At 36.4% G+C, this 26233-nt stretch carries 22 protein-coding genes; 12 read left to right on the top strand and 10 right to left on the bottom strand.

Annotation, left to right across the window (positions count from 1 at the left end; all coding sequences use genetic code 11):
• Positions 1-2: 2 nt before the first annotated feature.
• Genes M902_RS12150 through M902_RS12130 form a run of 5 tightly spaced genes read left to right on the top strand, consistent with a single transcriptional unit; the run spans position 3 to position 4862 of the window.
• Entirely contained in the window at positions 3-1727 is a 1725-nt protein-coding gene (locus M902_RS12150; protein WP_021268530.1) for a SpoIIE family protein phosphatase, read from the top strand.
• 7 nt (positions 1728-1734) lie between these two features.
• Positions 1735-2490, top strand: coding sequence for a hypothetical protein (locus tag M902_RS12145; protein WP_156979838.1), 756 nt, complete (start codon positions 1735-1737; stop codon positions 2488-2490).
• A 3-nt stretch (positions 2491-2493) separates the two neighbouring features.
• A complete protein-coding gene (locus M902_RS12140; protein WP_021268431.1) occupies positions 2494-2955 on the top strand; it encodes a hypothetical protein in 462 nt (153 codons plus the stop codon).
• A gap of 15 nt (positions 2956-2970) precedes the next feature.
• A complete protein-coding gene (locus tag M902_RS12135; RefSeq protein ID WP_021268639.1) occupies positions 2971-4446 on the top strand; it encodes an ATP-binding protein in 1476 nt (491 codons plus the stop codon).
• Positions 4446-4862: a response regulator gene (locus M902_RS12130; RefSeq protein WP_021267872.1), complete on the top strand. Its 417-nt coding sequence runs from the start codon at positions 4446-4448 to the stop codon at positions 4860-4862. Before M902_RS12135 ends, M902_RS12130 begins: the two co-directional genes overlap by 1 nt.
• On the opposite strand, the gene M902_RS12125 is transcribed toward M902_RS12130, so the two are convergent.
• The 3 genes from M902_RS12125 to M902_RS16120 are packed head-to-tail and all read right to left on the bottom strand — an operon-like array spanning position 4852 to position 6325.
• Positions 4852-5376 carry a gamma carbonic anhydrase family protein gene (locus M902_RS12125; protein WP_021268524.1) on the bottom strand — a complete coding sequence of 175 codons (525 nt, stop codon included), beginning with the start codon at positions 5374-5376 and terminating at the stop codon, positions 4852-4854. The genes M902_RS12130 and M902_RS12125 overlap by 11 nt on opposite strands.
• Positions 5377-5769 carry a glycine zipper family protein gene (locus M902_RS12120; RefSeq protein WP_021267817.1) on the bottom strand — a complete coding sequence of 131 codons (393 nt, stop codon included), beginning with the start codon at positions 5767-5769 and terminating at the stop codon, positions 5377-5379.
• Positions 5770-5824: 55 nt separating this feature from the next.
• Entirely contained in the window at positions 5825-6325 is a 501-nt protein-coding gene (locus M902_RS16120) for a c-type cytochrome (RefSeq protein WP_021267756.1), read from the bottom strand.
• A 179-nt stretch (positions 6326-6504) separates the two neighbouring features.
• Here M902_RS16120 and leuS point away from each other — a divergent pair, with 179 nt between their 5' ends.
• Together leuS and metG are read left to right on the top strand one after the other, a co-directional pair.
• Entirely contained in the window at positions 6505-8913 is a 2409-nt protein-coding gene (leuS, locus tag M902_RS12110) for a leucine--tRNA ligase (protein WP_021267760.1), read from the top strand.
• Between the two features lie 44 nt (positions 8914-8957).
• Positions 8958-10445, top strand: coding sequence for a methionine--tRNA ligase (metG, locus tag M902_RS12105; RefSeq protein WP_021267897.1), 1488 nt, complete (start codon positions 8958-8960; stop codon positions 10443-10445).
• A 261-nt stretch (positions 10446-10706) separates the two neighbouring features.
• Here the strand turns inward: metG and M902_RS12100 are convergent, their stop codons facing one another.
• Entirely contained in the window at positions 10707-11900 is a 1194-nt protein-coding gene (locus tag M902_RS12100) for a serine protease (protein WP_040314774.1), read from the bottom strand.
• A gap of 197 nt (positions 11901-12097) precedes the next feature.
• Positions 12098-13672 carry an endonuclease/exonuclease/phosphatase gene (locus M902_RS12095; RefSeq protein WP_021268650.1) on the bottom strand — a complete coding sequence of 525 codons (1575 nt, stop codon included), beginning with the start codon at positions 13670-13672 and terminating at the stop codon, positions 12098-12100.
• 189 nt (positions 13673-13861) lie between these two features.
• On the opposite strand from M902_RS12095, the gene M902_RS12090 reads away from it, so the two are divergent.
• Positions 13862-14809 (top strand): hypothetical protein, encoded by a 948-nt coding sequence (locus tag M902_RS12090; RefSeq protein ID WP_021268367.1) that lies wholly within the window; start codon positions 13862-13864, stop codon positions 14807-14809.
• A gap of 1 nt (position 14810) precedes the next feature.
• Here the strand turns inward: M902_RS12090 and M902_RS12085 are convergent, their stop codons facing one another.
• On the bottom strand, positions 14811-19418 hold the full coding sequence (locus M902_RS12085) for a hypothetical protein (protein WP_021268122.1): 4608 nt from the start codon (positions 19416-19418) through the stop codon (positions 14811-14813).
• A 119-nt stretch (positions 19419-19537) separates the two neighbouring features.
• Positions 19538-20644, bottom strand: a complete 1107-nt coding sequence (locus M902_RS12080; RefSeq protein WP_021268000.1) for a BamA/TamA family outer membrane protein — start codon at positions 20642-20644, stop codon at positions 19538-19540.
• An 11-nt stretch (positions 20645-20655) separates the two neighbouring features.
• Between M902_RS12080 and M902_RS12075 the strand changes: the two genes are divergently transcribed.
• Entirely contained in the window at positions 20656-21201 is a 546-nt protein-coding gene (locus M902_RS12075) for a hypothetical protein (RefSeq protein WP_021267906.1), read from the top strand.
• A 42-nt stretch (positions 21202-21243) separates the two neighbouring features.
• On the opposite strand, the gene M902_RS12070 is transcribed toward M902_RS12075, so the two are convergent.
• Positions 21244-22905, bottom strand: coding sequence for a long-chain-fatty-acid--CoA ligase (locus M902_RS12070; RefSeq protein WP_021267779.1), 1662 nt, complete (start codon positions 22903-22905; stop codon positions 21244-21246).
• 225 nt (positions 22906-23130) lie between these two features.
• Between M902_RS12070 and M902_RS12065 the strand changes: the two genes are divergently transcribed.
• Positions 23131-23382 (top strand): DUF5522 domain-containing protein, encoded by a 252-nt coding sequence (locus tag M902_RS12065; RefSeq protein ID WP_021268137.1) that lies wholly within the window; start codon positions 23131-23133, stop codon positions 23380-23382.
• A 117-nt stretch (positions 23383-23499) separates the two neighbouring features.
• A complete protein-coding gene (locus M902_RS12060; protein WP_021267790.1) occupies positions 23500-23832 on the top strand; it encodes a hypothetical protein in 333 nt (110 codons plus the stop codon).
• Here M902_RS12060 and M902_RS12055 read toward each other — a convergent pair.
• Complete coding sequence (locus M902_RS12055) at positions 23829-24728, bottom strand: type I phosphomannose isomerase catalytic subunit (protein WP_021268312.1); 900 nt, start codon at positions 24726-24728, stop codon at positions 23829-23831. The two genes, M902_RS12060 and M902_RS12055, sit on opposite strands and share 4 nt — an antisense overlap.
• Positions 24729-24827: 99 nt before the next feature.
• On the opposite strand from M902_RS12055, the gene M902_RS12050 reads away from it, so the two are divergent.
• Positions 24828-25514 (top strand): LON peptidase substrate-binding domain-containing protein, encoded by a 687-nt coding sequence (locus M902_RS12050; RefSeq protein ID WP_021268070.1) that lies wholly within the window; start codon positions 24828-24830, stop codon positions 25512-25514.
• On the opposite strand, the gene M902_RS12045 is transcribed toward M902_RS12050, so the two are convergent.
• A complete protein-coding gene (locus M902_RS12045) occupies positions 25511-26152 on the bottom strand; it encodes a diacylglycerol/polyprenol kinase family protein (RefSeq protein WP_021267990.1) in 642 nt (213 codons plus the stop codon). The genes M902_RS12050 and M902_RS12045 overlap by 4 nt on opposite strands.
• Positions 26153-26233 lie beyond the last annotated feature (81 nt).

Below are 26233 nucleotides of genomic sequence, written 5' to 3'. Positions count from 1 at the left end.
TAATGGGCAAGAGACCGACATTTCCGATCAAGCTTAAATTGATATCGCTAAATACAGCGCTGCTAATTATCGTTATCGCTTTTTTAACGAAATATGCTACCCACCTCTTTGAAAAAGATAAGAAGGCTTACTTATACGAGAATTCACTATTTAATGTCACAAGTGTAGCTAAGGAGATTAATTACACTCTTAATAAAATAGAGAATGATCTTCAAAACTTAGCTCTTATAAAAAATAATAAACTAAGAGCAAAGGCCGTTGCGGAAAGTAAATATATTCTCGCTTTCGTTGAAAAGAACCAATTCATCATTAATAAAGATTTTGAAAAGAATGAAAATGACTTTAAATTAGCAATTCCAAAAGATACAAGGGACAATTCTCTTAGCTCTTTTAAGTACAAGGATGACCTTTTTGTCATCCTTACTAAAAAGGTAAACAAAGGTCTTACTTCAATCGTAATTAAGGCCAATATCTTAAATAATCTACTTTCACAAAATAGAACCTATAATACGATTGTCTTTAAAGATGGAAGCCTCGTTCTTGGTAATGACCTAATTGGTCTTCACAATTATGATAAGAGTGAACTTAAAGGTAATAATATCGTAAAAAAAGTTTCCTTTAATGAAGATGACTACTTGGTTTCTCTGGCACAAACGAAGGCCTTCGCCCTCTCTATAGTGTCTACAATCTCTGAGTCAGATGCCTTATCTGTAACGAAGTTTCTTGTCCAAAGAGCAATCTTCTTTGCCATCTTTATCATTGCCTTGTCGACAATCATTATCATCTTATTGTCTAAAACAATTTCCAAACCAATTGAAAAGCTCTACCAAAGGGCCATCAGCATTGGACAAGGAGACTTTGAATCAACAGTTGAAATCAAAACAAGAGATGAGCTTGGGACACTTGGAGATTCTTTTAATCAGATGAGTCGAGAGATTCTGGAATATATTGAAAAGATGAAAGAGAAGGCACGCCTAGACGAAGAAGTTAAGGTAGCAAAAATGGTGCAAGAAGAATTCTTTCCACCAAAAGATATTGATACTCACTATGTTAGACTTAGCTCTTACGCAGCTCCAGCTTCAGAATGTGGTGGCGATTGGTGGGGACACTATGAGTTTAATGAATATATCATTACTATTATTGCAGATGCTACAGGTCATGGGCTACCTGCTGCTCTACTTACCTCCGCGATCAACTCGGCCTTTAATAGTATTAAAATAAGACTGTCAGAAGATGGGACTCAAATCTCTCCTGCGCTAATTACTTCACATTTAAATAAGGTTATTAACCTTTCAAATAATAAGATCCTTCTTACGGCCTTTGTATCTGTCTACAACACAAAAACAAAGGAGTACTCATATACAAATGCCAGTCACCTAGAAGTACTTAAAGTTCCAAAGAAGTCTGAAATATCAAAGGCAGATATACTTCCCCTACTTGAAGCAAAAGGTCCACGATTAGGTGAAAGCTGTGAGTCTAAATATGACTATGAAACCATTATTCTTGAGCAAGGAGACCTTCTTGTGTACATGACCGATGGAATCACTGAAGCAGAAAATAGTGATGGTAAACAGTGGGGGCTTAGAAACCTACTAAAGATCTTAATGACATACGGGGATCACACGGGTCCCGAGATTCGTGATACAATAGTTTCTATTGTACACAATCACAGAGGAAGTAATTCATTTGACGATGATCTCACTCTGATCTGCCAGGAAATAAAGTGATGTGCTTATGGGGATAGAATTTAAGATTGAGAATTCAAAATTCAACGAGGTTGAAACGCTAGATTTTCAAGTTCCAAATGTGAACCTTAAAATAAGTGATGAACTATCAGGTTCATGCGATATCTTCTTAAGTCGTTATGAAACGCTCGTGAATATAAAATATCTAAAAGATAATAGAACGAATCATCTAATAGGAAGCTCCCCTTGTTTAGAGGATGAAATCACAAATATTATTTCATACTTAACAAAACAAAAGCCAAATAATTTTGAAAGTAGAATTAATTCTAAGAAATCAAATAAGGTGACGATTAATCTTGAAAAAGAATTTGATCAAAAATGTAATATTCTCTTAAAGGGTATTGACCTAAAAGATTATCACGATAGTTTTGAAAATAAACTAAAATTAATTACAAACGAGTTTTACACAAATGATATTTTTCATCGATTAAGCACTCAAAAACACGGAGAAATTGAAATTTCTCAAGATGAATACAAAACGATTGTGCACTACAAGAGTTATACTAGAGTGGCCAAATCTTCAATCATTGACTCTCTCTACCGAGCAGCTATAGAGAAGACCCCAAGGCAAGAAGGAAGAGGTGCAGGACTAGGACTTTACTTAATTTTCCAAAACTGTGATCGACTTCATATTGTCGCAAATGAAGATAGCACTAGTTTCTACCTCTATATAGAAAAGAATAAAAGGTATAAAGAAATTAGTAAGAGAATACCATCGATAAGTTTTTATAATTTAAAGGATTAAAATATGAGTAACTTAAAGGTCGAGATAAAGACTGAAAATGATGTAACAAATTTAAATTTAACGGGAAGAATTGATGAAGATGCAGACCTTTCTCCAATCCTTGGAGTGAAGGATAAAAATCTTCATATTAATTTTAATGCTGTTGAAATGATTAACTCGTGTGGAATTCGAGAATGGATTAACATGCTTGGACAACTATCTGGTGCAATCACCTACTCTCATTGTCCACAGACCGTCATTGAACAAATTAATATGGTCCATGGCTTTATTAAACCAGGAATAAAAGTAGAAAGCTTTTACGCTCCCTACTATGAAGAGTCTTCTGACGATGTAAAGATGATACTTATTAAAACGAATGATGTCGTTGATAACAAAGCACCAGTCATGAAAAATGATAATGGTGAAGAACTAGAATTTGATGCTATTGAAGCACAGTACTTTCAATTCATTAAACAAATGAAATAACCAAAGAAGTAACTGATGGCCAAATACGAATTATATGACTCTATTTTTGAACCAATCTGTGTCATTAATCATGATAATGAAATTATCTACTACAATCACTTCTTTGCTTCTTTCTTCAAGAAGTCACCAAGAGTGTTAAAGAAGTCTCCTAAACTTAGTGCCCTATTTTCAGGCTTTGATATCGAACATTTTCTAGAAGATATACATGATGTTAAGGTTGGGCCTGAAGTAGAGATTTTTCTCGATGACCAAACTTTTTATCATGTTGTCATCAAAGTTATTGAAAGTGAAAACAATGAGAAAGTAATATGTTTTAATGACATCAGTATCGAAAAGAATCTCTACACAAAGTATCGCTTTCAAATTGAAGAACTTAAGCAAATTCATAATCAAATTATTCAAGCTGATAAACTAAGCACAATTGGTGAAATTACTGCAACCATTTCCCATGAAATCTCAAACCCATTAACTATTGCTTCAGGAAATATTGAATTGATAAGTGTCCTTTTGTCGGGGGAAGAACTTAAAGAGCAAAGTATTATCAATGAAAGCATTAGTGATACTCGAGAGTCTATTGATCGTATTACAAAAATTGTTAAAGGATTAAAGAGCTTCCTTCATAATAAAGATAGTGAAAAGAAGTTTATGTCTTTAGAAGATATTATTGATAAGTCATTATCGCTTTTAAAGCTACCACTTGAGCAAAATCAAATTGAATTAGACTTTACCCCATCTATTTCTTCGATTGTAAAAGTTAACCCAATTGAAATTGAGCAAGTTATCATAAATTTAATAACAAATGCCATCCATGCACTAACTGAAGCACAGACAGCTTCACCAAAGATTAATATCAAGATTTCAAGTAATGATGTTTGTTACCTCTTAACAATTAATGACAATGGACCAGGTATCCCAAAAGAGAATCAAGACAAGATCTTTGATTCTTTTTTTACAACAAAGGAAGTTGGCGAAGGTACCGGCCTTGGACTTTCAATCTCATCTAAGATAATTGATTCTTATTCAGGATCACTCGAGTTAATGGATACAAAGTCAGGATGTGAATTTCAAATAACTCTTCCAAAAATGGAGACGACAACATTTACGGATAGTGAGTTAAGTACAAATAATGAATTTAAGAAAGTACTCGTGATCGATAATGAACCAAAGATTCTAAATCTCTTTACTAACTACTTTGCTCAAGGGCCAATTACTCTCATCTTTGCATCAAATGCTATTGAAGCGAAAAGAATTTTAGATGGGACTGATGTTGATGCTATTATTTCAGATTATGATATGCCCAAGGTAAATGGTGTTGAGTTTGCAAGGGATATCATCGATCTTGGTATTCAAGCTCCAACATATATTATGTCTGGAGTAGCAGATCGATCAAAGATAGAGAAAAATAAAGAAGTAAAAGGCTTTATTGAAAAGCCGTTTAGTAAAGAAGATATTTTAAATATGCTTGGTATTAAAAATGAGGAGCAGGGCTAATGGCGATGTCCCCTTCTAAAAATACACTTACGCCTAAAAAACCTTCAATTCTCATCGTTGATGATGAAGAAAAAATTTGTTTTTTAATAAAAACATTCCTTGAGCAAACAGGTGCTTTTAGAAATATCGTCACGGCCGACTCAGTAAGCGTTGCTCTTTTGAAGTTGAGAAATGAAGAGTTTGATCTTGTTATTATTGATTACAAGCTACCTGATAAGGATGGTACCTATTTCATCGATATCGCTAGTAAATCCATGAAGTATCAAAAAATGAAATACCTTCTTATTTCAGGGTTCTTAGATAACCGATCGATGGTGAGTGTCATCAACTCAGGTGTAACGAATGTTCTTGTTAAGCCTTTCTCTAGAGATGATCTTGTGGATAAGGTCTTTAATCTTTTAAAACTTAGCAAATAACTTCGACGTCGTTTAAGTACTCATCTTTTGTAATTAAGTACGACTTATAGTGATTACTATACTGCTCCACCTCTTGTGGTGTTAGCTTTCTTTTTACAACTGCAGGAGTCCCAATAATGAAACTCTCAGGAGGATAAACCTTTCCAGGAGGAACAACACTTCCGGCCGCTACAATTGAGTTCTTACCAATGACTGCACCATCTAAAACTGTCGCCCCCATTCCAATAAGACATCCCTCTTCAACAGTACAAGCATGAAGTGTCACACTGTGACCAACACTCACATTCTCTTTAATAATTAGGGGAATATTGTCTTCTACATGAAGCATTGATAGGTCTTGAATATTGCAATTGTCGCCAATATGAATTTCATTCACATCACCGCGGGCCACTACTTGAAACCATAGAGAAACATTCTTTCCTAGGAAAACCTTCCCTATGACATCGGCCGAGCCTGCGATAAAACATCCTTCTGCAATAGTTGGTTCAATATTTTTGTAACGATATAAAGTCATTTATCTCCACCCAATTACTTCGTAGCCTTTCTCTGCAAGACATCGATTTACAAAACGCTGCTTAATCTGATCTTCACTAAGTCCTTCTCGAGCTGCACCACTAGCACCACCAATAGCGGCCCCCTGAGCTGCCCCCTTACCTGCATTACCACCAAAGACAGCACTTGCAACGGCACCTACGATAGCCCCCCATGCAGCGCCTTTGCCACCTTCACGGAGCATTTGTCTTCCACGATCACTCTCTAGAAATTCATCTGCCTTGGCCATACAAATCTCAATATCGCGCTCAGCCTGTACCTTTCCATGCTTCTGATAAGCTGAATTTGGATAAAGTTTTGGCTTCGACGCACAAGCTACAATCGTTAAAAGAAGTAAAAGTGAAAAGATCTTCATAATTTCTCCCAAAAAAAAAGCCGCTTAAAAAGCGGCTTCTTATTGAAATTCGATTTTAGTTTTTAACTCCGCCCCATGGCACCTTTGATAAATAAGCCGCTAGGTCTGCAATATCTTCAGCCGAAAGCTTTTTTACAATCGTTAACATTTGCTGGTTAACACGGGCCCCTGATTTCATATCAAGAAGTTGCTTCTCAATATACCATTCCATTTGGCCACCGATTCTTGGTGCTTTATTTGCAGCTTTTCCTGAACCATCTTTAGCGTGACATGCAATACATTGCTTATAAAGTTTGTCAGCTCTTACTAGCTGTGGAGTATCAAGTGGGATTAAAGTTTTTTCTTCAATAACTTCGTCAGTTACTTTAGGAGGTGCCGTTACTTCAGCATGCTTTTTCGCAAGTTCTGCTACTTCAATAACATGAGCAGCGTGCGCTTTCTTTGCATCTTCAAAATTATATTTCTCATTGTTGACTTCAATACTCTGATAACCAGAAAGATTCATAACAAGAACTAGCCCTACTAGAGTAAGGGAAAAAAGCACTAAACGATACATCGTTTCTCCATTCAAAAAATTAATCTACTTTTAATGGCTTAAGTATAAATCCACTGACTTATTTTGGCAATTCCTTTAGCAGGCCAACTCCAAGATAACGCAACACACATAATGGACGATCTACATTATAGGGTTTATAATTCGCCCTGATATTTTACTAGTAAATTCAGGAGCTTTTAATGCAGTACAACTTTGGTGAAATTGAACCAAAATGGCAGAAGTTTTGGGACGACAACAAAACTTTTAGAACAGACTCAACAGACAAATCGAAACCTAAATACTATGTATTGGACATGTTCCCATACCCTTCAGGAGCTGGCCTTCATGTAGGTCACGTTGAAGGTTATACAGCAACAGATATCCTAGCTCGTTTTAAGAGAATGAATGGACACAATGTTCTTCACCCAATGGGTTGGGATTCATTTGGACTTCCGGCAGAAAACTATGCCATTAAGACAGGTACTCACCCTAATGTGATCACAAAAGAAAATATTGGTAACTTCACAAGACAACTAAAAGCTTGTGGTTTCTCATATGACTGGGATCGCGAGATCGCAACATCAAGCATTGACTACTACAAGTGGACTCAGTGGATCTTCACTCAACTTTACAATAAAGGTTTGGCCTTTGAAGATGAAATCTCAGTCAACTGGTGTCCAGAACTTAAAACAGTTCTGGCCAACGAAGAAGTCATTGACGGAAAGTCAGAAGTTGGTGGTCACCCTGTAGTTAGAAAACCAATGAAGCAGTGGATGTTAAAGATCACTGAATACGCTGACCGCCTCTTAGAAGATCTAGACGATCTAGACTGGCCAGAGTCTCTAAAAGAGCTTCAAAGAAATTGGATTGGGCGCTCGGAAGGTGCTCAAGTTTCTTTTACTGTAAAAGGTGTTGATTCAAAGATCGATGTTTTCACAACTCGTCCTGATACACTATTTGGTGCAACATATATGGTCCTAGCTCCTGAACACGACCTTGTTGCACAAATTACAACTGACGATAAGAAAGCTGAAGTTGAAGCTTATATCAAAGAAGCATCTCTTAAGTCTGATCTTGATCGAACAGATCTTAATAAGAATAAGTCAGGTGTTTTCACTGGCGCTTATGCAATCAATCCACTTAATGGAAAAGAGATTCCAGTTTGGATCGCAGACTATGTTCTCATCTCATACGGAACAGGTGCAATCATGGCCGTTCCAGCTCACGACGAAAGAGACTGGGAGTTTGCTAAGAAGTACGATTTAGAAATCATTCCAGTTCTTGAAGGTGGCGATGTAAATGAAGCGGCCTTCACTGGAGACGGAACACATATTAATTCAGGATTCCTTGATGGCCTAAACAAGGAAGATGGTATTGCAAAAGCAATCGCTCACCTTGAAGAAAATCAAATCGGTAAAAAAGAAATCAACTACAAGCTTCGCGACTGGTTATTCTCTCGCCAAAGATACTGGGGTGAACCATTCCCAATTCTTAAATTCGAAGACGGAACTGTTAGATGTCTTGATGAAGATGAGCTTCCTGTTGGTCTTCCAGAAGTTGAAAAGTATGAGCCATCAGGTACTGGAGAATCACCACTAGCTCGCATTGATGACTGGTTATACCTAACTGATCCAAAGACTGGTAAGAAAGCAAGACGTGAAACAAATACAATGCCTCAGTGGGCAGGTTCTTGTTGGTACTACCTTCGCTTTATCGACCCAAAGAACTCTGAAGTTGCTTGGGATAAACAATTAGAAGAGTACTGGATGCCAGTCGATCTATATGTTGGTGGTGTTGAGCACGCAGTTCTTCACCTACTCTATGCTCGTTTCTGGCACAAGGTTCTATTTGATCTAGGACTTGTTTCAACAAAAGAGCCATTTCAAAAACTTTTCAACCAAGGTCTTATCTTAGATGAGCATGGTGAAAAGATGAGTAAGTCAAAAGGAAATACAGTAAACCCTGATGATATCATCAAAGAATACGGAGCCGACGCTCTAAGACTTTATGAGATGTTTATGGGGCCACTTGAAAAAGTTAAGCCATGGCAAACAAAGGGTGTTAAGGGTGTATTTAACTTTCTAAGAAAGTCATTCTCTTTCTACGGAAACCCAGAAAATACTTATGAAGGTGAAGAAACAAATCAAGACGTTCTAAAGCACCTACACAAGACAATAAAGAAAGTTACTGAAGATGTTGAGAACCTTCGTTTTAACACGGCGATCTCAGCGATGATGGTAATGAATAACGAAGTTATCAAGCTTGGAAAAGTCTCAGTTGAAACAGCTAAAGCATTTACAAGACTTCTTTCACCATTTGCTCCACACGCAGCTGAAGAGATGTGGGCAAACCTTGGTGAAACAACTTCTTGTTCACTTGCAGCTTGGCCAGCATTTGATGCTGATCTTGCAAAAGATGACCTCATCACAATGGCAATCCAAGTTAACGGTAAGACGAGATCAACAATTGATGTACCTGCTGATATCTCAAAAGAAGACTTCCTAGCTCAAGCAAAAGCTGATGAGAAGGTTGCGAAATTCCTAACGGGAACTATTGTTAAAGAGATCTATGTACCAGGAAGAATCTGTAATATTGTAGTTAAACCTTAAGTAGTACTCACCCTAAGAGCAAACTTGTTTAAAGGAAACTTGAAATGACTAAAAATACATTCTACGCAACTACTGCGATTGATTATCCAAACGGAAGACCACACATTGGTCACGCTTATGAAAAGATCGTAACTGACTCATACGTTCGTTGGAATAAAATTCTTGGAAAAGAAACTCACTTCCTAACAGGAACAGATGAGAACGGACAAAAGCTAATTGAATCAGCAAAAGCTGCAGGACTTGATACTCTTGAGTTCGTAAATGCTAATGTTGAAATTTTCAAAGAGCTTTGTACAAAAGCAAATATTCAATATGATGACTTCATTAGAACAACTGAAGATCGTCATGCTGAAACTTGTGTTGAACTGTGGAAGAACCTAGAAGCAAAGGGACTAATCTACCACGGTCACTACTCAGGGAATTACTGTCTTTCATGTGAGTCTTTCTATACTGAAGCGCAAGCTCCAGATGGTAATTGTCCAGAACACCACAAACCACTTGAGCTAAAGGAAGAAGAAGGTTTCTTCTTTAAGCTAAGCGAATATCAAAAATGGATTATCGATCACCTAAAAGCAAATCCAGACTTTATCGTGCCAGCTGCACGCTACAAAGAAATCCTCTCTCGCCTTGAAAATGACGACCTAAGAGATCTTGCTATCTCTCGTCCAAGCCAAGGTTGGGGTGTAAGCGTTCCAGGAAATGACAACTTTGTTATGTACACTTGGTTTGATGCTCTCATTAACTACTACTCTGCTTTAGATAAAGAGCAAGAAGCTAAGTTTTGGCCAGCTGATATGCACGTTATTGGTAAAGACATTCTTTGGTTCCACTCAGTAATTTGGCCATGTATGCTAAAGGCCGCAGACCTGCCACTTCCAAAACAAGTTTATGTTCACGGAATGGTTCTTGCTGAAGATGGAAAGAAAATGAGTAAGTCTCTTGGAAATGTTGTTGATCCATTTGAGATGCTTGAAAAATACCCAACGGATACTTTCCGTTACTATATGCTAAAGAATATTTCTTCTTCAGGAGATGGAAAATTCTCTGAACAAGAATTAGTTGATAAGCACAATAGTGAACTTGCAAATGACTACGGTAACCTTCTTATGAGAGTTATCAAATTAGGTCTTAAGAGCTTCCCTGATAAGGTTTATACTGCACAAGGTGTAACTCAAGAAATCGATGCGCTTCCACACTTTGAGCGCGCTAAAGAGTTTATGGAAAGACGTGAGCACAATAAAGCAATCGATGCGATCTGGGACCTAATCGTTAGCCTAAACCAATACGTTAACGACAAAGAACCATGGAAACACAAAGCTGATGAAGCAGCATTTGCACCAATCGCTTATAACTGTTTCTATGGAATGGCCGCCGCATCTTATATGCTTCAAGCTTTCCTTCCTGAGTGTACAAAGACTGCTCTTGAATATATTGGTTCAAGTGTAAACGGGTCTGAGCTTATGGAATTTGGTAAGGCGACTTATACGCCACAACCACCGGAAGCGCTTTTTCCTAAGGTTGAACTTAAATAACTGCGGTATCTTAGCGAAGCTAAGATTTAACGTTGTTATAGCTCCCTTACACTTTAGCTAGAAAACAATTTCAACAAGCCTGCGTTTATGCAGGCTTTTATGTTAAGGATGAATTGTATGTCAGAGAAAGGCAGGAGTCGCAGCTCACTGTTGCCTCTGGAGCAATGGTATTTTCCACAACTTCATATGTACTTGATAATCTGAGCAATATAGCGCTCGCCTGCGATGGCCAACTTCGGCTTAAATTTTAATCAAATGAAATTAATAACACGGAACGTTTACGACATAGTCCCCATACTTATTTACTGAATATTTTTTGAATTTTTGCGATCCACTTCTTGGTAGCTCATATGAATGTGGGCCACTAATGATCGATTTCCAACTTCTATTTTTTGCTGCTAAATAGAAGACACCATTTCGACTTACAGCAAGCTCTCTTCTCTCTCCAGCACCAACACTATAGAAACCTTTCTTTACCCACTCATCATCAAGATTTTTGAAATTTAAAGCAACTCTTGCTTCGTTATTATGACAAGTATTCTTTACAATAATTCGTACAAGTTGATCTTGCTCTATTTTCTTTGTTACCCACTGCTCCTCAAATTCATTTTCTGTTGAAAACTTTCCTTCAAAAATACTATTAAAGATTTTATATCGTTCTTTTGAAATAAAGCTTCCGTAATTTTCTTTGTACATAGTACTTTCACTTGTAACAACACCATGAATATAGAAATTATCGTACTTAGCATTATAGACAAAAATAGGTGAACCACTTTGTCCGCTAAAAACATCACAATCCATAACAAGTTTGTTTTCAACCTCAATATCAACTTCACAACCTGTTTCAAAAAACTGTCTTGCGTCTGGCTTATCTCCAGGGTAGCCAATTAATAAAGTTTCACCTTCAGGAAAATATTCTTTGCCCGAAATGCCACTAGTCCCTACCTTGCTTCCAGCAAGAGATCCATCACTAGCAGCTCCAAGCTCAACAATTGCGATATCATTTGTTGAATAAGGGCGCATATTATCGTAGTTATCTGGGTGGTAAACACGAATAACAGGATAACGTCCCTTATCAGCGTTGTTGAAACCATCGATTCCAGGATAAAAGAAAGTGTTCTTATGTAATTCATTTGTCTTTCCAAGATAAACACAATGAGCTGCTGTAATGATGAAACTTTTATTCACAAGAGCAGCACTACATGTTGAAGTCTTCTTAAGACCTGAATTAGAAAATGTGATATCTGTTCTTAACTGACCTACTTTTTGGTAAAAAACTTTATTTAAGTTATCAGCACTTAATCTACGATCTTCATTACCAATAACAATATTACTACTACTGGCTTCCACTAATTGTTCAATAGTTACACTATCATTTTGACAAGAAGTAACCCCCATAAGGATTGCCGTAAAACAAATAAGCTCTTTTGCTCTGATCATATTAAAACCTTTCATTAAGTTGATTAATATTTAGATTTTAGAGCTCCTGCGGGTAAATATCTTCTATTGTGAACATATTTCATAGGCCGTTCAAGAAAAACACAGTCAGAAAACACGTATTATTAAGCACTTAGATAATAGAAAGCCTCCATTCGGAGGCTTTCTATGTTCGTTGTTTCCCAAATTCGATCAATGCCTAGGCACTGATAAAACTAGTCGTTGTCGTATTGATTTGAACAATTCATATAGATTGGTAAATGGTCACTTATTACCTCTTTTAGATAGCTATAATAAGTCTTATCAAATAATTGAGAGTCGATCACACGATCGTAGAACTCTTGCTTGCTTTCTTCGATATCAAATCTCTTCACAAGCTGACCACTCTTTACCGTCATTTTATTTTCAATAGAGCGTACATAATTGCTTACAAGTGATTCTACTTTTTCACGGCCACCAGCTTTTAAGCGGTACATCTCTTTCTCTCTTGTCGTTGAATAATACATGGCATTTGAACGTACAAGGTATCTTCTGTTAATCAGACGAGAAAAATCTCCTTCAATAAAATTAAAGATTTTAGCAGAACCGTCACCTTGGCAGTTAGTTGTTTCACTAGGATCAAAAAGAAAATGATCATAATTACTCTTTGTCCCATGAGTAATTGTTCCATCTGAAAGGCTCTTTCCAACGGCCATTGAAGTTGCACCTTCAATTTTAATCTCTAGATTACTAAAGTCTTTAAAGAAAGTTTCCCAGTAATTATTTGAACTCTCTAAATTAAAGTCACCCAGAATAATATAGTCTTGTTCGTAGTATGACTTTCTTAGATAGTCGACAAACTCGGCCATTAATCTAACTTCGGCGAAACGAGCATACTTCAGTTGAGTAACACCTGGCCCAATATCTTTATAGTCTTCAACACCATAAACATTTTTAAGAATTTTTTTCTGAAGATCTTCGTCTGAAGGAGCATTATGAATAACGTGTGTTGCAAGAAGAGTAAAATCAAACTCTCCTGATTCAAATGTAGAAATAAATGGCCTTCTAGAAAATAGCCCATCAACATCACGGCCAAAAGTCTTCTCATCTAAAACAGGAAGACAACCAAATTTACCACTTCTTCCATAACGATCACGACAGTAGTTAGTCTTCTTTAGACTCACAACACTACTTCTATAGTAGAAACCTGTAAGTTCCTTTACTGTTGCGTTCTCACTTCCCTCTTGCTTACCAGATAGAACAAGCGACCAAGAAGGGTCTAGCTTTTGTAGTTCTTTAAGAAGAAGAATATATCCTGGAAAATCGTATTGCTCACGAATAAGGGCCAATTCATTTCGTGTTGTTAAAGAATTTAAGTCAGTACTAGTTGTTTCAATTTCAGTTAGACGATTTGTATAGTACTCAACGATTGCGTCATTGTGCCTCTTGCTTAGTCCGTTGTTTGAAGTAAGCTCAATTGCTGCAACAACATCCCAGTGATTAACTACTTCAGCAACTAATTGATGATCTTTGTATTCTGTCTGAGTAGCACCTGGCTTAAATAAATTAAAGGCACCAATACGAACATTCTTTGATTCATTTTTTACTCTCTGGCGATCGTAGTTCCCGACAAACTTAGAGTAGATCTGATATTCAGTTTGGCATTCTACTTCACCAACAGCTCCAGCAAGAAAAATTCTTAGACGGCGACAAGTTTCAATCTCAGATTCTGTCGCTCCATCGATACTTGCCAATGCCAGATTTGGTAGTAAAAAAGTAGATAAAACTAATACTTTAAATAAGTTTACCATAATATGTTCCCCAAAGTGAGGCGTCATTGTACCCAAGTGAATATCTTAATTCAAGAATTGTTCATCTTCATAACATCCTGATTTCCTTGATATTTCAAGGATTCACACTCGTAACACACAGCTCCTTACTAAATATTTGATCAAATTTAGCCGATATTTTACTTAAGAAATTATCAGAAGAGGGTTTGAATGAAATTATCATCAAAAATAGTATTCCTAATGCTTACGAGTCAATTGTCATTTGGTTCGGTATTCAGTGTATTTAAGTCAGCAGGTCACGGCCTAGATGAGCTTTTAGTAAAAAGTGGAATCGCAGATCAAGAAGTAAGGTCTGTAGTTGCCAACAATATTGAATTAGCAATGAAAGATCTTTCTCATACTGGAAAGAAAGAAGACTTTAGTATGAATACATTAAAGATGATGGTTTCTGGATCTCAAGATAAGGCCCGCTTTCAGAGAGTAGAAGAAGTCTTTTCAAAAGAGTCTGCTACAGCTGAAGAAATTAAGAATGCAATCAATAACTTTGTCTACCTGTCGCAACGTTATGGTTATAATAAGAGCGGTATACTTTCATGTGCACCGTGCGTGAATAAGAATCTATCTGATGCTGGTTTCAATTTTGTTCTGTCTGAGATGAAAGATGATTACTCTCAAAGAATCTTTAAGGTAATGTCTCGTTATAGCTCACCTGTTAAGCTAACACGCCAAATTAACTCTGCAGTTAAGTCTCAAAAATGGTCAAGCCGTACACCAATGCTTAATGCAACGGATGAAGAAGCACTACTCTACTTTTTAACAGCGGAGAAAGTCGGTTCACCTGTACAAAAAGATTTAATCGCGGCCATCAGAGATGTTTCAGTTAGTGGTGGGAAGGTTGATCTATTCAGTAATACAAATGGACACAAGTTCTACTCATTCCTATCAAGTGGCTTTAGTGACGCAGAAATGACTGAGTTAACTCGTCTTTTAAAAGCGACATCTGATGAAATGAAAGATACGAAAAAAGGTACGATGGATGCTTTCTTTGATGTTCTTCAAAGAGAAGCCGATGAAGCAAGAACACCAGCAACTCGTCAAAAGAAGCTGGCCTTGCTTGAATATTTAAGAGATCCAGATACTAAATGTTTTTCTAAATAGTCTAAAAAATTTCGACGCTACCAAGTGTTCCATTGTCCTTAATTTGTAGTACTTTGAGAGCATTTAGGTAGCGTTGTAAACTTCCAATATTATCTTTTTCAATTGTGTCTCTCATAACTTTATAAGCTAAACCTGAAAATTCAGGGGCCTTAAATAGTCCTTCAACATCAGCACTTGCCCACAGATAGCGAGAAAGAGTGTTTTCAATAGTCCCATTTGGAGAATAAAGAATTCTATTTAGCTCTGTATATGTTTGATCAGGAGTAAGGCCATCAAAGCTTACACCGTACTTATTCATAAACTTAACGGTAGTACGATCACTTTCTAAATTTCTAATAATACCTGAAATTGCCTTCTCTTTTACAGTAGCAATCATTGATTCAACTTCAGCAACTTCCTTCTTAGTCATCTTTGGGAGCGCCTCAAGAGCAGATACTTCAAGTCCACGGTAAAGGTCGCCTACAGTCTCGGCCATAAGAACTTTCTTCATTCCAAGAGTTTCACGAGCTGAGCGACGTGCTACTTCAGAGATAAGTCTTGCGCGTGCAGTAAATATCTTTCTCATTAGTACGCCTTCGCCGACAGCAGAGATGACAGGAAGTCTTCTTCCAAAAAAGCCACCAGTATGAGGTGCTCCTTGAATTAGCATATATGGAAAGTCTCTCTTTCTTAAAGGAATCTTCACAAAAATCTCAGTTAATATATCTGCATTCTTAGCAATATAGTCAGCTAATTCTGCTTCCGGAAGTCTTTGTAGCTCATCATAAATTTTAAGGAACTGACGACGGTTCTTAGCAAGGTTTGCAGTATTCTCATTCCAAGCACGAACGATCCAATTAGTTCCTGTCATATATTGACCTTGGTCTGCTTTTCTCACTCTCAGTTTTGAACGTGCAGCTTTTGAAGAATTATTTAGTTTAGAAGCATTAAGTCTTTTCACATAGCTACCCATATAGTGTCTTAGCTCCAGTGGGCTTCCATTAAAAAGTTTTGAAACAGTATTTCCCAGGGCCTCATCTACTTGAGAGTAATTTAAGTTAACAGCAACATCACTTGTATAACGATAGATTCCACCATGAGAGCGAGTAATTGCTTCTTCAACACTTGCAACAATATTCTTAATTGCTTTGTTATAACTCGTCTGAGATAGCTTTCCAGCTGTATAATTAGCTTCAATACGATCCATTTTCTTAAGAGTTTTCTCAACGAACTCTTCATCTAAATCTAGGTTTCTTAAATTCTCAGCGATATCATCCATCGACTTAGAAGAAAGCATTTTCTTGAATACATCACTATATTTTTTTAGTCCTAGAACTAGCTTTGCAAATTCAACTTCTGATTCATTTACGATAACAGAAGCATCTTTCCCCGACTGCTTTAAAGCTTCTTTAATTCCTAGTTGGGAACGATTCTTAACAATGGCCTTCAGTGATTCTTTGAAGATTTTTGAACCAACTGAAACACTTCTTGTCAGGATTGAAATCATTGAGATTGTTCCAATAACTTCAAATGCTACGGCCATCCACCCTCTTGCAACATTCTCAGTTGAGTTTGAATCAGTGAAACCAAGATCGGCCATTTCACCTACATATTCTTCACTTCTATCAGCACGGAACTTTACTTTTGTTTCTAAGCGAATTGCATTTGCTTGCATACCAAATCCGACGGCCCCGGCCCCAGCGATAGCAAGACCACATAGTCCACCAGTAACTATTGTACATGAACCAGCTGCTAGAACAGCTCCCATACCAAGAAGGAAGCCAAATACACCATTAAACATGGCCCATTTTTCATCGCTATTCCAATCATCCATTCTATCCATTAATTCTTTTGGAACAGCAGGAATTCCAAGAAGCTGATTTAGCTGATCTTGAATCTTAACAGTTGCAAAGAAGTTCTCTTTAAGACTATCAATATCGTCTTCATCAATTTGGCAGAATTTATTCATCTTCTTATAAGTATCTTGCTGACGCTTAAGAGCTGATCTCTTTAAAATCTCTTTATATACTGGAGTCTTAAGATCCATATTTAGCTTTAGGAAGTTATGTACTAAATCATAGTCATCAAAGATATCAATGCTAGCTGGACGAGAATCAAAAATTGCAGCTCTTTCAGTATGTGACTTAGCTGCTAAAATCTCTTTATAAAAAGCGATTTTTTCAACATCTTCTTCTTGTAGACGAGCGCTAATATCTTCTGCTGTTTGATAAAGTAGACGACCTTCAATTGCTTCATTTGCAGCATCTTCAATTTGATTACGTTCTAGAGTTACTTTATTCGATAGAGAATCAATTAACTCAAAAGCTTTCTTACCAGTGTTAAGCTCTGCAGTCATAATTTGAGTCGTATCTTTATTAAACTCATCAAAGATTGTATTCCATAGTCTTTTATACTCATCTTTATTTAATTCACTTGTAAGAAAGTTAGGTCTGATACTACGGTTAACTTTAAGGATCTCTGCGGCCTCTTCAAGATTTTCAAGATAAGCATTCATATTATTATTAAAACACTTATAGCTATAATCAACTCTCATTCCACGAGAAGTTTTCTTATATGTCTTAACTCGACCATCTCGAATATTTTTAAGCTCCTCACGAGCGACAAGATAGCCAAGTCTCACTTTTGCAAGAGGATTTAGCGCCTGCATTTGATCTAATAAGTAATCGTACTCATTTGTTACTAGCTCAGGAAAAGCTTTTGGCCCCGTTCTTAGGTAATCAAATACCTTTGCAAGAGTTACATAACTCTCCTTAACCTTTGTTTTATCCAAACGAGCAACAGGAATAAATTTTCCATCAATCTTTAGAGAATCGATATAACTTACAACTCTTTTAAGTACATTTGATTTTCTTGATAGTCCCTTACAAAGCTGAGCTGGGTTTCTATAACAAAAACCAAATAGCATATTATTGTGACGTGAACCTACTTTAAACTCTTCTTCATCTTGAAGATCTAGTGCCTTTTGATAAAGAGTATTAAGTCCCCAGTTACGGTAAGCTTCTTGAGAGTATAAAGATGGAAATTCAATAACAACTCTATTATTCTTAAGCTCATTTTTAATTGAGTCACTAATGATATCTTCTAAATTTTCTGTTCGGGCCTGGGCCATTTTAGATGCGAGGTACGGAGAAACATTAATTGCTGAAGGATATATATTTTCAACATACTTCTGATCACCTTCATAAATATCAACTTCTATTGTTTTTGATTCTGGAACAACGGCAATGATATCATTTATAAGAGCGATATCCTTAGTTGTTACCTCTTTAGACTTTCTTGATCTTGATCCTCTCTCATAAGAGTAGATATTCTTCTTATAAGCCTGAGCAACTTCACCCATCTTCATATCAACAAATTTATTATAAGCATTGACTTCATCAAAACCGGCCTTTAGAAACTTTTGGTAGAAATTAGTTCCTTCCTTACCCTTTGCCGCTCTTAGAAAGTTCTCAACAGAAGTTGAAGAAACCATTGTCTCAGCTAGAGGGTTTAGCTCCTGCGCTTCTCTAACACTCATAAGCTCTAGACTTCCTTCATCATATGAAAGCCCAGAATTCTTAATAAGATTATCTAGATATGTCTTTGCAACAGACTCATCTACTTTAAGCTCTAAAAGGTGTGGCCATGAGCCATTTAACTCACTACGACAGCTTTTTGGAATTACAATCTTATCTTCTTTAGACTCGATCATTAGATCATAGTTTTTAATTTGAGTTGCCATCATTTGAATCGTTAGAATTCTAAGTGCACGCAGATAGTTCTTTGCACTTGGTGATTCATTAATTGTAACAACATTTCTCTTGGAGTTTAGGAATGTATTAAGTTTTAACTCAACATCACTTCCATCAATATTCACTGTAAAGAAAATTTTATCCTTCATTTCACCGTGAATAAGAAAGTTATATAATTCAGTATCCTCTTCGATAAAGTCCGTCGTAAGCTTTGGAAGAATTTCATTCATGTTAATTGCAGACATATTTCTAAATGGAGAAAGAATTACTTTAATATCATAAAGGCCTTTAACAATAGAATCATTGAAGGCCAGAAGTAATTCTTCTTTATCTGCATAAGCTTCATTTGTATTATTGATAATATTCTCAACCTTAGACTTTAGAGATTTAGCTCTTGAAAAATACTTTAGAACTTGGGCCGATAAAGTGTCGATTTTTCTATTTTGTTTACGATTTAGTTTTTCATCAACTTTAACTTCAGCAATAACTGCAGCAATACTAGAAAAAAGGTTATCTCCCCTTGTAACTTTCTTTGCTTCTACCGGCTTTTGCTCTTCTTGATAATCCTTTACACCACATGAATTCTTCTTAATCGAATCAAGAAAAGTTATGAACTCAGTTTGAAACTCCGCTTCACCTTGTGACTCTTGTGCGCTTTGAGCTTGCAGGCCCAGTGCAATTTGTGCCATCTCTTCTTCAGATAAATCGCTTGAAACTCTACCACGTAGATTCTTCTTAATTTCTTTTAGCTCGGCCAGAGTTTCGGCCAGATCATAAACGCTTGCCACAGATCTTGTATTTTCGATAGTTTGAGCAAAAGCCATCTGGAATGAACATAGAGAGATAATAATGAATGAGATTAGCTTTTGAAGTTTCATACCCTGTATGATGCAATCATAGTGCCAACTAACAGGTATAGAACATCAATGATTTCATGAACTTATATTATTACATGGTGTCTAAAAAATGAACATAGTGTCTACTTCATGTGATTTGATCAAATGGCCTCATTCAAGGCAAAGTACATCGTAAATTCTTTCTCTCGGCCATAAGCGATATCAATACGGGAATTAAGGTTTTGCTTAGGAAGAACTTTGTAGCGAACCCCTGTCCCAATATGGGCCAATGGATCTGCTTCAAAAATATCTGCCGGGATCTCATTTCCAACTCTTGATTCTCCACCAAAGGCAAAACCAACGCCCGCAAAACCAGCAACCCCAAGTTTTCCTTCCATTATAGATTCAAAGTAATGCTTATACTCTCCTTCAACACGAATCATATTTGCACCTTCATAAACCTTTCCAGTGTATCCACGAGGGCCACGTGAACCATAATTATAGTTATAATTTGGGTTCGTATCACCAAGATTAAAACTTGAATCGAGGAGCCAAGAAAAGAGATGATTAGAGTTTCCGGCTAGGGAAATATAGCGTGAAAATGTCGCTTCAAGCGTTGTAATATTATCATCTCCACCAAGATTCTCACGGTAAAAATTTGTACGAGTATTAAAATAGAAACCGCTTGTTGGAGAAAATGTATTATCTCGAGTATCGTAAAATAGATTAAATTTTAATCCAGTATTTGTTGCATAATTTGCAGGATTTATATCGGCCTTAAAAATAACTTCATTCCAAATGATTCCTCCACCGATAAATAAACTCTTCCAGACTCTTCGGTTTACATTAACAATTACAGCACGAATTTTATTTGAAGTATCAAGAAAGCGTTCAAGGTCAGCTTGAAACATCTGACTAAGAATATTTCCTTCAATATAACCAGCAGTAAGTCGCCATTTATCTTCACCTAAGTGAAGCTTAGCTCCAATCGCCCCCATGGCCGTTCCATTTGTTGTAATCTTTCCAAAAGCACCAATAATTGAAGGCGGTACCGGCTTTAAACTATTCTTATACTTTCCTCCATTTGCATCAAAGAGATACATTCCAATGAGATCAACTCCAAGTTTAGTACTTGGCATATATGACGGACCTGGCACAATGACGAATTGCTTATCATCAAGAGCAGGAGTAGCTTTAACGTTGCGTTGCACTTTTTGAGCAAAAGTCATAGAATGAAGTAAAATTAGCACTAATAACAAAATTCTCATTGGGGATGCCTATGTTTAAAATAATTTTTGTTTTATTTTTATCATTCTCCTTTTCTTTTGCAAATAATATTAATTTTTACCAATCTGTTTTTCCTAAGATCACAAAACTTAAGAAAGTTAATATTTTGGACACGATTAGTGACAACCCAATTAATACGGCCATTCAAATTGCCTATGACAAAAATGGAAAGAAACTGGGATTTATCCGCGAAGTAAATACGACGACAGGATGCAATAGTGCCTGCTTACCTGTGATTTTCACACTCTTTTACAATACTAAGTATGAGTTTCTAAAACTAAAATCTAAGAGTGGATTAACAAAAAAGTTTCATAGGCCAATGACTGAAGATGATATCAGTCGCCTTCATCTGCTAATTGGACTAAACCCAAAAGTTTTTAAAAAGGTTAAACATCCAACTGAAATGACGGATGCCTTAACAGGGGCAACAAAGCCAGAGTTTGTAGATGCAGTTGTGAAGGAAGCAGCTTATTCGACGTTGAGAATTAATACTTATAATCTGGATACTATTAGTCAGTTAAAAAAATTGAAATTATAAAATATAAAGGGAGCTAAATAGCTCCCTTTTATTTTGCGAGGATTACTGTCCTCTTAGATCTTTTCTTAGAATCTTCCCGACATTTGATTTAGGAAGTTCAGTTCTAAATTCGATAATCTTTGGCCTCTTATAACCAGTTAAATTCTCTTTACAGAATGCCATTAATTCTTCTTCAGTTAAGGACTGATCATTTTTAACGACAAAGAGTTTTACAATTTCACCTGATTTTTCATGTGGTACACCAACAGCAGCACATTCAAAAACTTTAGGGTGAGTTACAATAATCTCTTCGATTTCATTTGGATAAACATTGAACCCTGAAACAAGGATCATATCTTTTTTACGGTCAACAATCTTAAAGAAACCATCTTCATCCATAATCCCGATATCACCTGACTTGAAGAATCCATCATCAGTCATAACTTTGGCCGTCTCTTCAGGACGTCCCCAATACCCCTTCATTACCTGTGGACCTTTAATACAAATCTCACCAACTTCACCTACATTTAACGTATTACCATCGTCATCTTTGATACATACATCTGTTGACGAAACAGGTAGACCGATCTTTCCATTGTAGTCTTTAAGATCTAATGGATTGATACAAGCGGCAGGAGATGTTTCAGTTAAACCATAAGCTTCAATTAATGGAGTTTTTGTTACTTCTTTCCATCTTTCAGCTACGGCACGTTGAACGGCCATTCCACCACCAAGAGTTAGCTTTAGTGATGAAAAATCAACAGTTTTAAAATCTTCATTATTTAAAAGTCCATTAAAGAGAGTATTAACACCTGTAAGGGCGGTAAACTCCCATTTCTTAAGTTCTTTAATAAATCCAGGAATATCTCTTGGATTAGTAATCAGAACATTTAATGCTCCAATTTTAGAAAACGTGAAGCAGTTCGCTGTTAAAGAGAAGATATGGTAAAGTGGCAATGGCGTGATAATAATCTCTTCACCTTCTTTAACAACCGGAGAAATCCACTCTCCAGCTTGAAGCAAGTTGGCAACAATATTTCTGTGAATAAGCTCTGCGCCTTTAGAGACACCAGTTGTTCCACCTGTGTACTGAAGAAACGCTAGATCTGAGCTATTTATTTCTGGTTTCTTAAACTTAGTCTCATCCCCTTTATCAAGGGCCTCAAGGAATGACTTTGCTCCAGGAAGATCCCAATTTGGTACCATCTTCTTAACGTGCTTAATAACAAAATTTACAAGTAATGACTTTGGAAACTTTAGCATATCACCTATTTGAGTTACTAAAACATGCTCAATCGGTGTGTTCTTTACAACCTCTGCAAGAACAGAAGCTGAGTTTTCAAAAATGATAATAACTTTTGATTGTGAATCTGTTAACTGGTGCTCAAGCTCCCTCGCAGTATAAAGAGGGTTCACGTTAACACAAACCATACCTGCACGAAGAATTCCGAAAAGCGCAACCGGATACTGAAGAATATTAGGCATCATTATTGCGACACGGTCACCTTTTTTAAGCCCAAGATCGTTCTGTAAATAAGAAGCAAACTTCTTAGAAAGATGATCGATTTCTTTATACGTTAGAGTCTTTCCCATACAGTGAAAAGATGGCCTATCAGCAAATTTTGCAAAGCTTTCATCTAATAATGCTGGAATTGAAGTATATAATTCAGGATTAATTTCTTCAGAAACACCATTCTGGTAGTGCTTAAGCCAAGGTTTAGTCACAGGACAGCTCCATTTGTTACCATTAATAAATTTAGTCTAGATTTTATTGTATTTTAATTTTTAGCTACTTACAATATGCAATCTGTATACGTGTTGCATCATTGTAGATCTACTTGAAAATTCCCTTGATGTAATAAATTTTATTCGATATAAGAATGACCGTTTTGCAAAACACCACACACACTTTAGGCCCCCTGAATTAGGGGCCTTACTTATTTAAAGCCTATGACCAATTCTTACGACGATTCCAAAAAAGATTTCTACATTAATGAAGACGGTAATACTGTTTTTACTAAAGAGTTCCATTTACGTCGTGGTTACTGCTGTGAAAGTGGCTGTCTTCATTGCCCATTTGGATTCAATGAGAAAGTTGATGATGATTCTAGTAGTATTCCTCTTGAGCTTAGAAAGAAGGATTTAAAAGAAGAGGTTTCAGATGAAGACCTTGCGGAATACTACCTCAAGGATTTCGAATAAAATTTAGACAATTGCAAAATAATTACACCTTCTCCCCCTTCCTAACCATCCGATATCACATCTAAATAATTGGCATTATTCCTGCAACTAAGACAGTGTCTAAATCTTGGAGGGAATATGAAACTACTTAGCTTAATTGCATTTTCACTATTATTTACAGTATCAGCTCAGGCTTCTGTTAATTTTAAATGCTCTACAATGCGCAAGAATATTGAGTTCAATTTAAAAGGAAATCAGATTCAAGTAGAAGGTCGTACACCGGCCCATGCCCTAATAGGACGCACACACAAAGTTGGGAACTCAGTAACAAAGCACTACCAACTTGCCGGCCAAAAATATCAAATTCACTTTGATGATGTGACGAATTCAAATGAGATGAATACTTATATCTCTATTCGAACTAAGAATGGGCACGAAGTAACATACCCACTAAGTTGTAATATTATCTAAATTTGTTTAACAACTAAAACCTTCGAGTCCGTTATTGCCTTCAAGATAGCGGACTCAATATCCTTAACCACTGCCGACTCATACTCATTAATCTCAGTATCATCAATTTCACAAGTTCCTTCCAACATAACAATCGAGCTTATTCCATTTAAAGACAAAACACTTTCGTCTCCTGCTTTGAGTACTTTTATTCTTGCATTGAAATAGTTATTACTTGTTAGTAAGCCGCTGCTATCTAGGTTCTTATATTGAAAATATTCTAACTTGTTAGCGCTTGGTTTAAAATTAATAACATCCATGGCCTTCTTTACATGAAGCTCACGAGGCTTTCCATCTAGACCCATGCGATTCCAATCCCAAACACGATATGTCACACCAGAGCTTTGCTGAACCTCTACAAGTGTAACTCCCTCACCGATAGCATGAATTGAACCGGCCGGAATATTGAAAAAATCGCCCTTTTGAACATTAATGAAATTTAGAAGCTCATTTACATTCTCACCACTTTCGATGGCCTCTTGTAATCTTTCTTTAGTGACTTCATCTTTTAGGCCGAGATAAATTCCTGCATTATTTTCAGCATCTAGAATATACCAACACTCATCTTTTCCAAGAGCATCTTCATGGATATGAGCGTATTCATTATCTGGGTGAACTTGTATTGATAAGTTCTTATTCGTGTCGATAAATTTAATTAAATAAGTAAGGATTTTACCTTCTAGGGCCTCTTCGAGGCTTTGTTTATTCTCACAAAGAGAAAGGCCATTTTCTAAAGTTGAAACTTCCCATGTTTCACCTAATGGGCCATCAAATGAACCCTCAGGATCTTTATATTTCTTTAACTTTTCACCACCCCAAACAGTGGAAACTAAATGTGGAATTTGCTTTAAAATCATAGTGCTATGCTATCGTACTTTCCAGCATGAGCAAAGAAGATTTACTTATTTTAATAAGGTTTAATATGCTTCAAATGCCTATAAAAGCTAAGATAAAGCATGACTTTAAACTTCCCAGAACGTATCGAAATTCCAGTAATCACACTTCCCAATATCGTTTTTTTTCCGGGAACATCCCTTCCTCTTTATGTTGTGGATGATATTTTTCAAGACATTTTCGAAGAGGCCACTTGCGCAGGAAACCCCATTGGGATATCTCTGGCCATGGAAAAAGATTTTGAAACCTACTTCGCATACCCATGTGAAGTCTTTGGTATTGGCCAACCTCTTATGATTGAAAGAGTGGATGGAAATACACTCAAGGTCTTGGTACGTTGTATTGGAAAATGCCAAGTAAATTACCCTACCCAATCTAATCCCTACCCAATGTATAACGTTACAATTTTAAAAGATGATGAATGTGTCATGAGTAATATTGATGAATTCTATCGCCTTGAAAGCATTCTCTATAATTGGCTCGATATCAATATTCCAAATGATCAAGATCGTGACTACTTTATTGAAACTCTAAATAAGCCAGATCAAATCATCAATTATGTTGCCACTTTTATTATCAAGAGTCGTCAAATTAGACAGCTCCTCTTAGAGCAAGACAATATCAATGATAAAATTAAAATTTTAAGTTCTCTAATTACAGATGAACACATCTTTCATGAAGATCCTATCGTGGCACAGGCTTTTGAAGAATTTGTTAGTGAAAAACTTCAGCTTAAACAGGCCAATTAAACAAGGGCCACTAAAATATTTATTAGGGCCATGGCACAAGCACTAAAGAACGAAAGAGTGAAATTATCATCAATTCTTGTCGATAATAATTCAATCAATGCCGTCGCAATTGCTGTAAAGAAAGCAAAGATAATAATTTTCAAGCTTAGTGGGAAATACATAAGCCCATAAATTGCCACAATTAAAAATGTCATAAGAAAGCAAGCATACGACCCCTCAAAAGTTCGATCATGCATTACTTTTCTTTTACCATAACGAATGCCCACAAATGAAGAAGCTGGATCCGCTAACGAAAGAATCATTGTTGCTAAGAGTGCAATTTGCTCATCAAAAAAGAAAAAGGACAGACCAATACCTAGAAGAAAGAATGGCGTCCCCGTAAAACCATTAATCTCAGTATCCCTAAGAATCCCACGACAAGAGTTAATAAATACCTGATTAATTCCATCAAACTTCAAACGAAGAATTTCAACGAGTGTAAATAAAGCACTCGCTCCAAGAACAACAATTGAAAACTTATAAGAATCAAGATTAGTCAGAAGATAAATTGAGGCAATCCCCAATCCTGCAAAAATATGAACTAACTTTCTCAATAAGTGTGGTTCAAACTTACTTGGGAATCTATAAATACTTTCCATTACAACAATATATAATTTTAGAAAAATAAAATAAAGACCTTTTCGAGGCTTTTTAATTTTGGCTATAATGATGGAAAGTTA

This window comes from Bacteriovorax sp. BAL6_X (assembly GCF_000443995.1).
Taxonomy (GTDB): Bacteria; Bdellovibrionota; Bacteriovoracia; order Bacteriovoracales; family Bacteriovoracaceae; genus Halobacteriovorax_A.
This window is presented reverse-complemented; position numbering and strand designations above follow the sequence as displayed.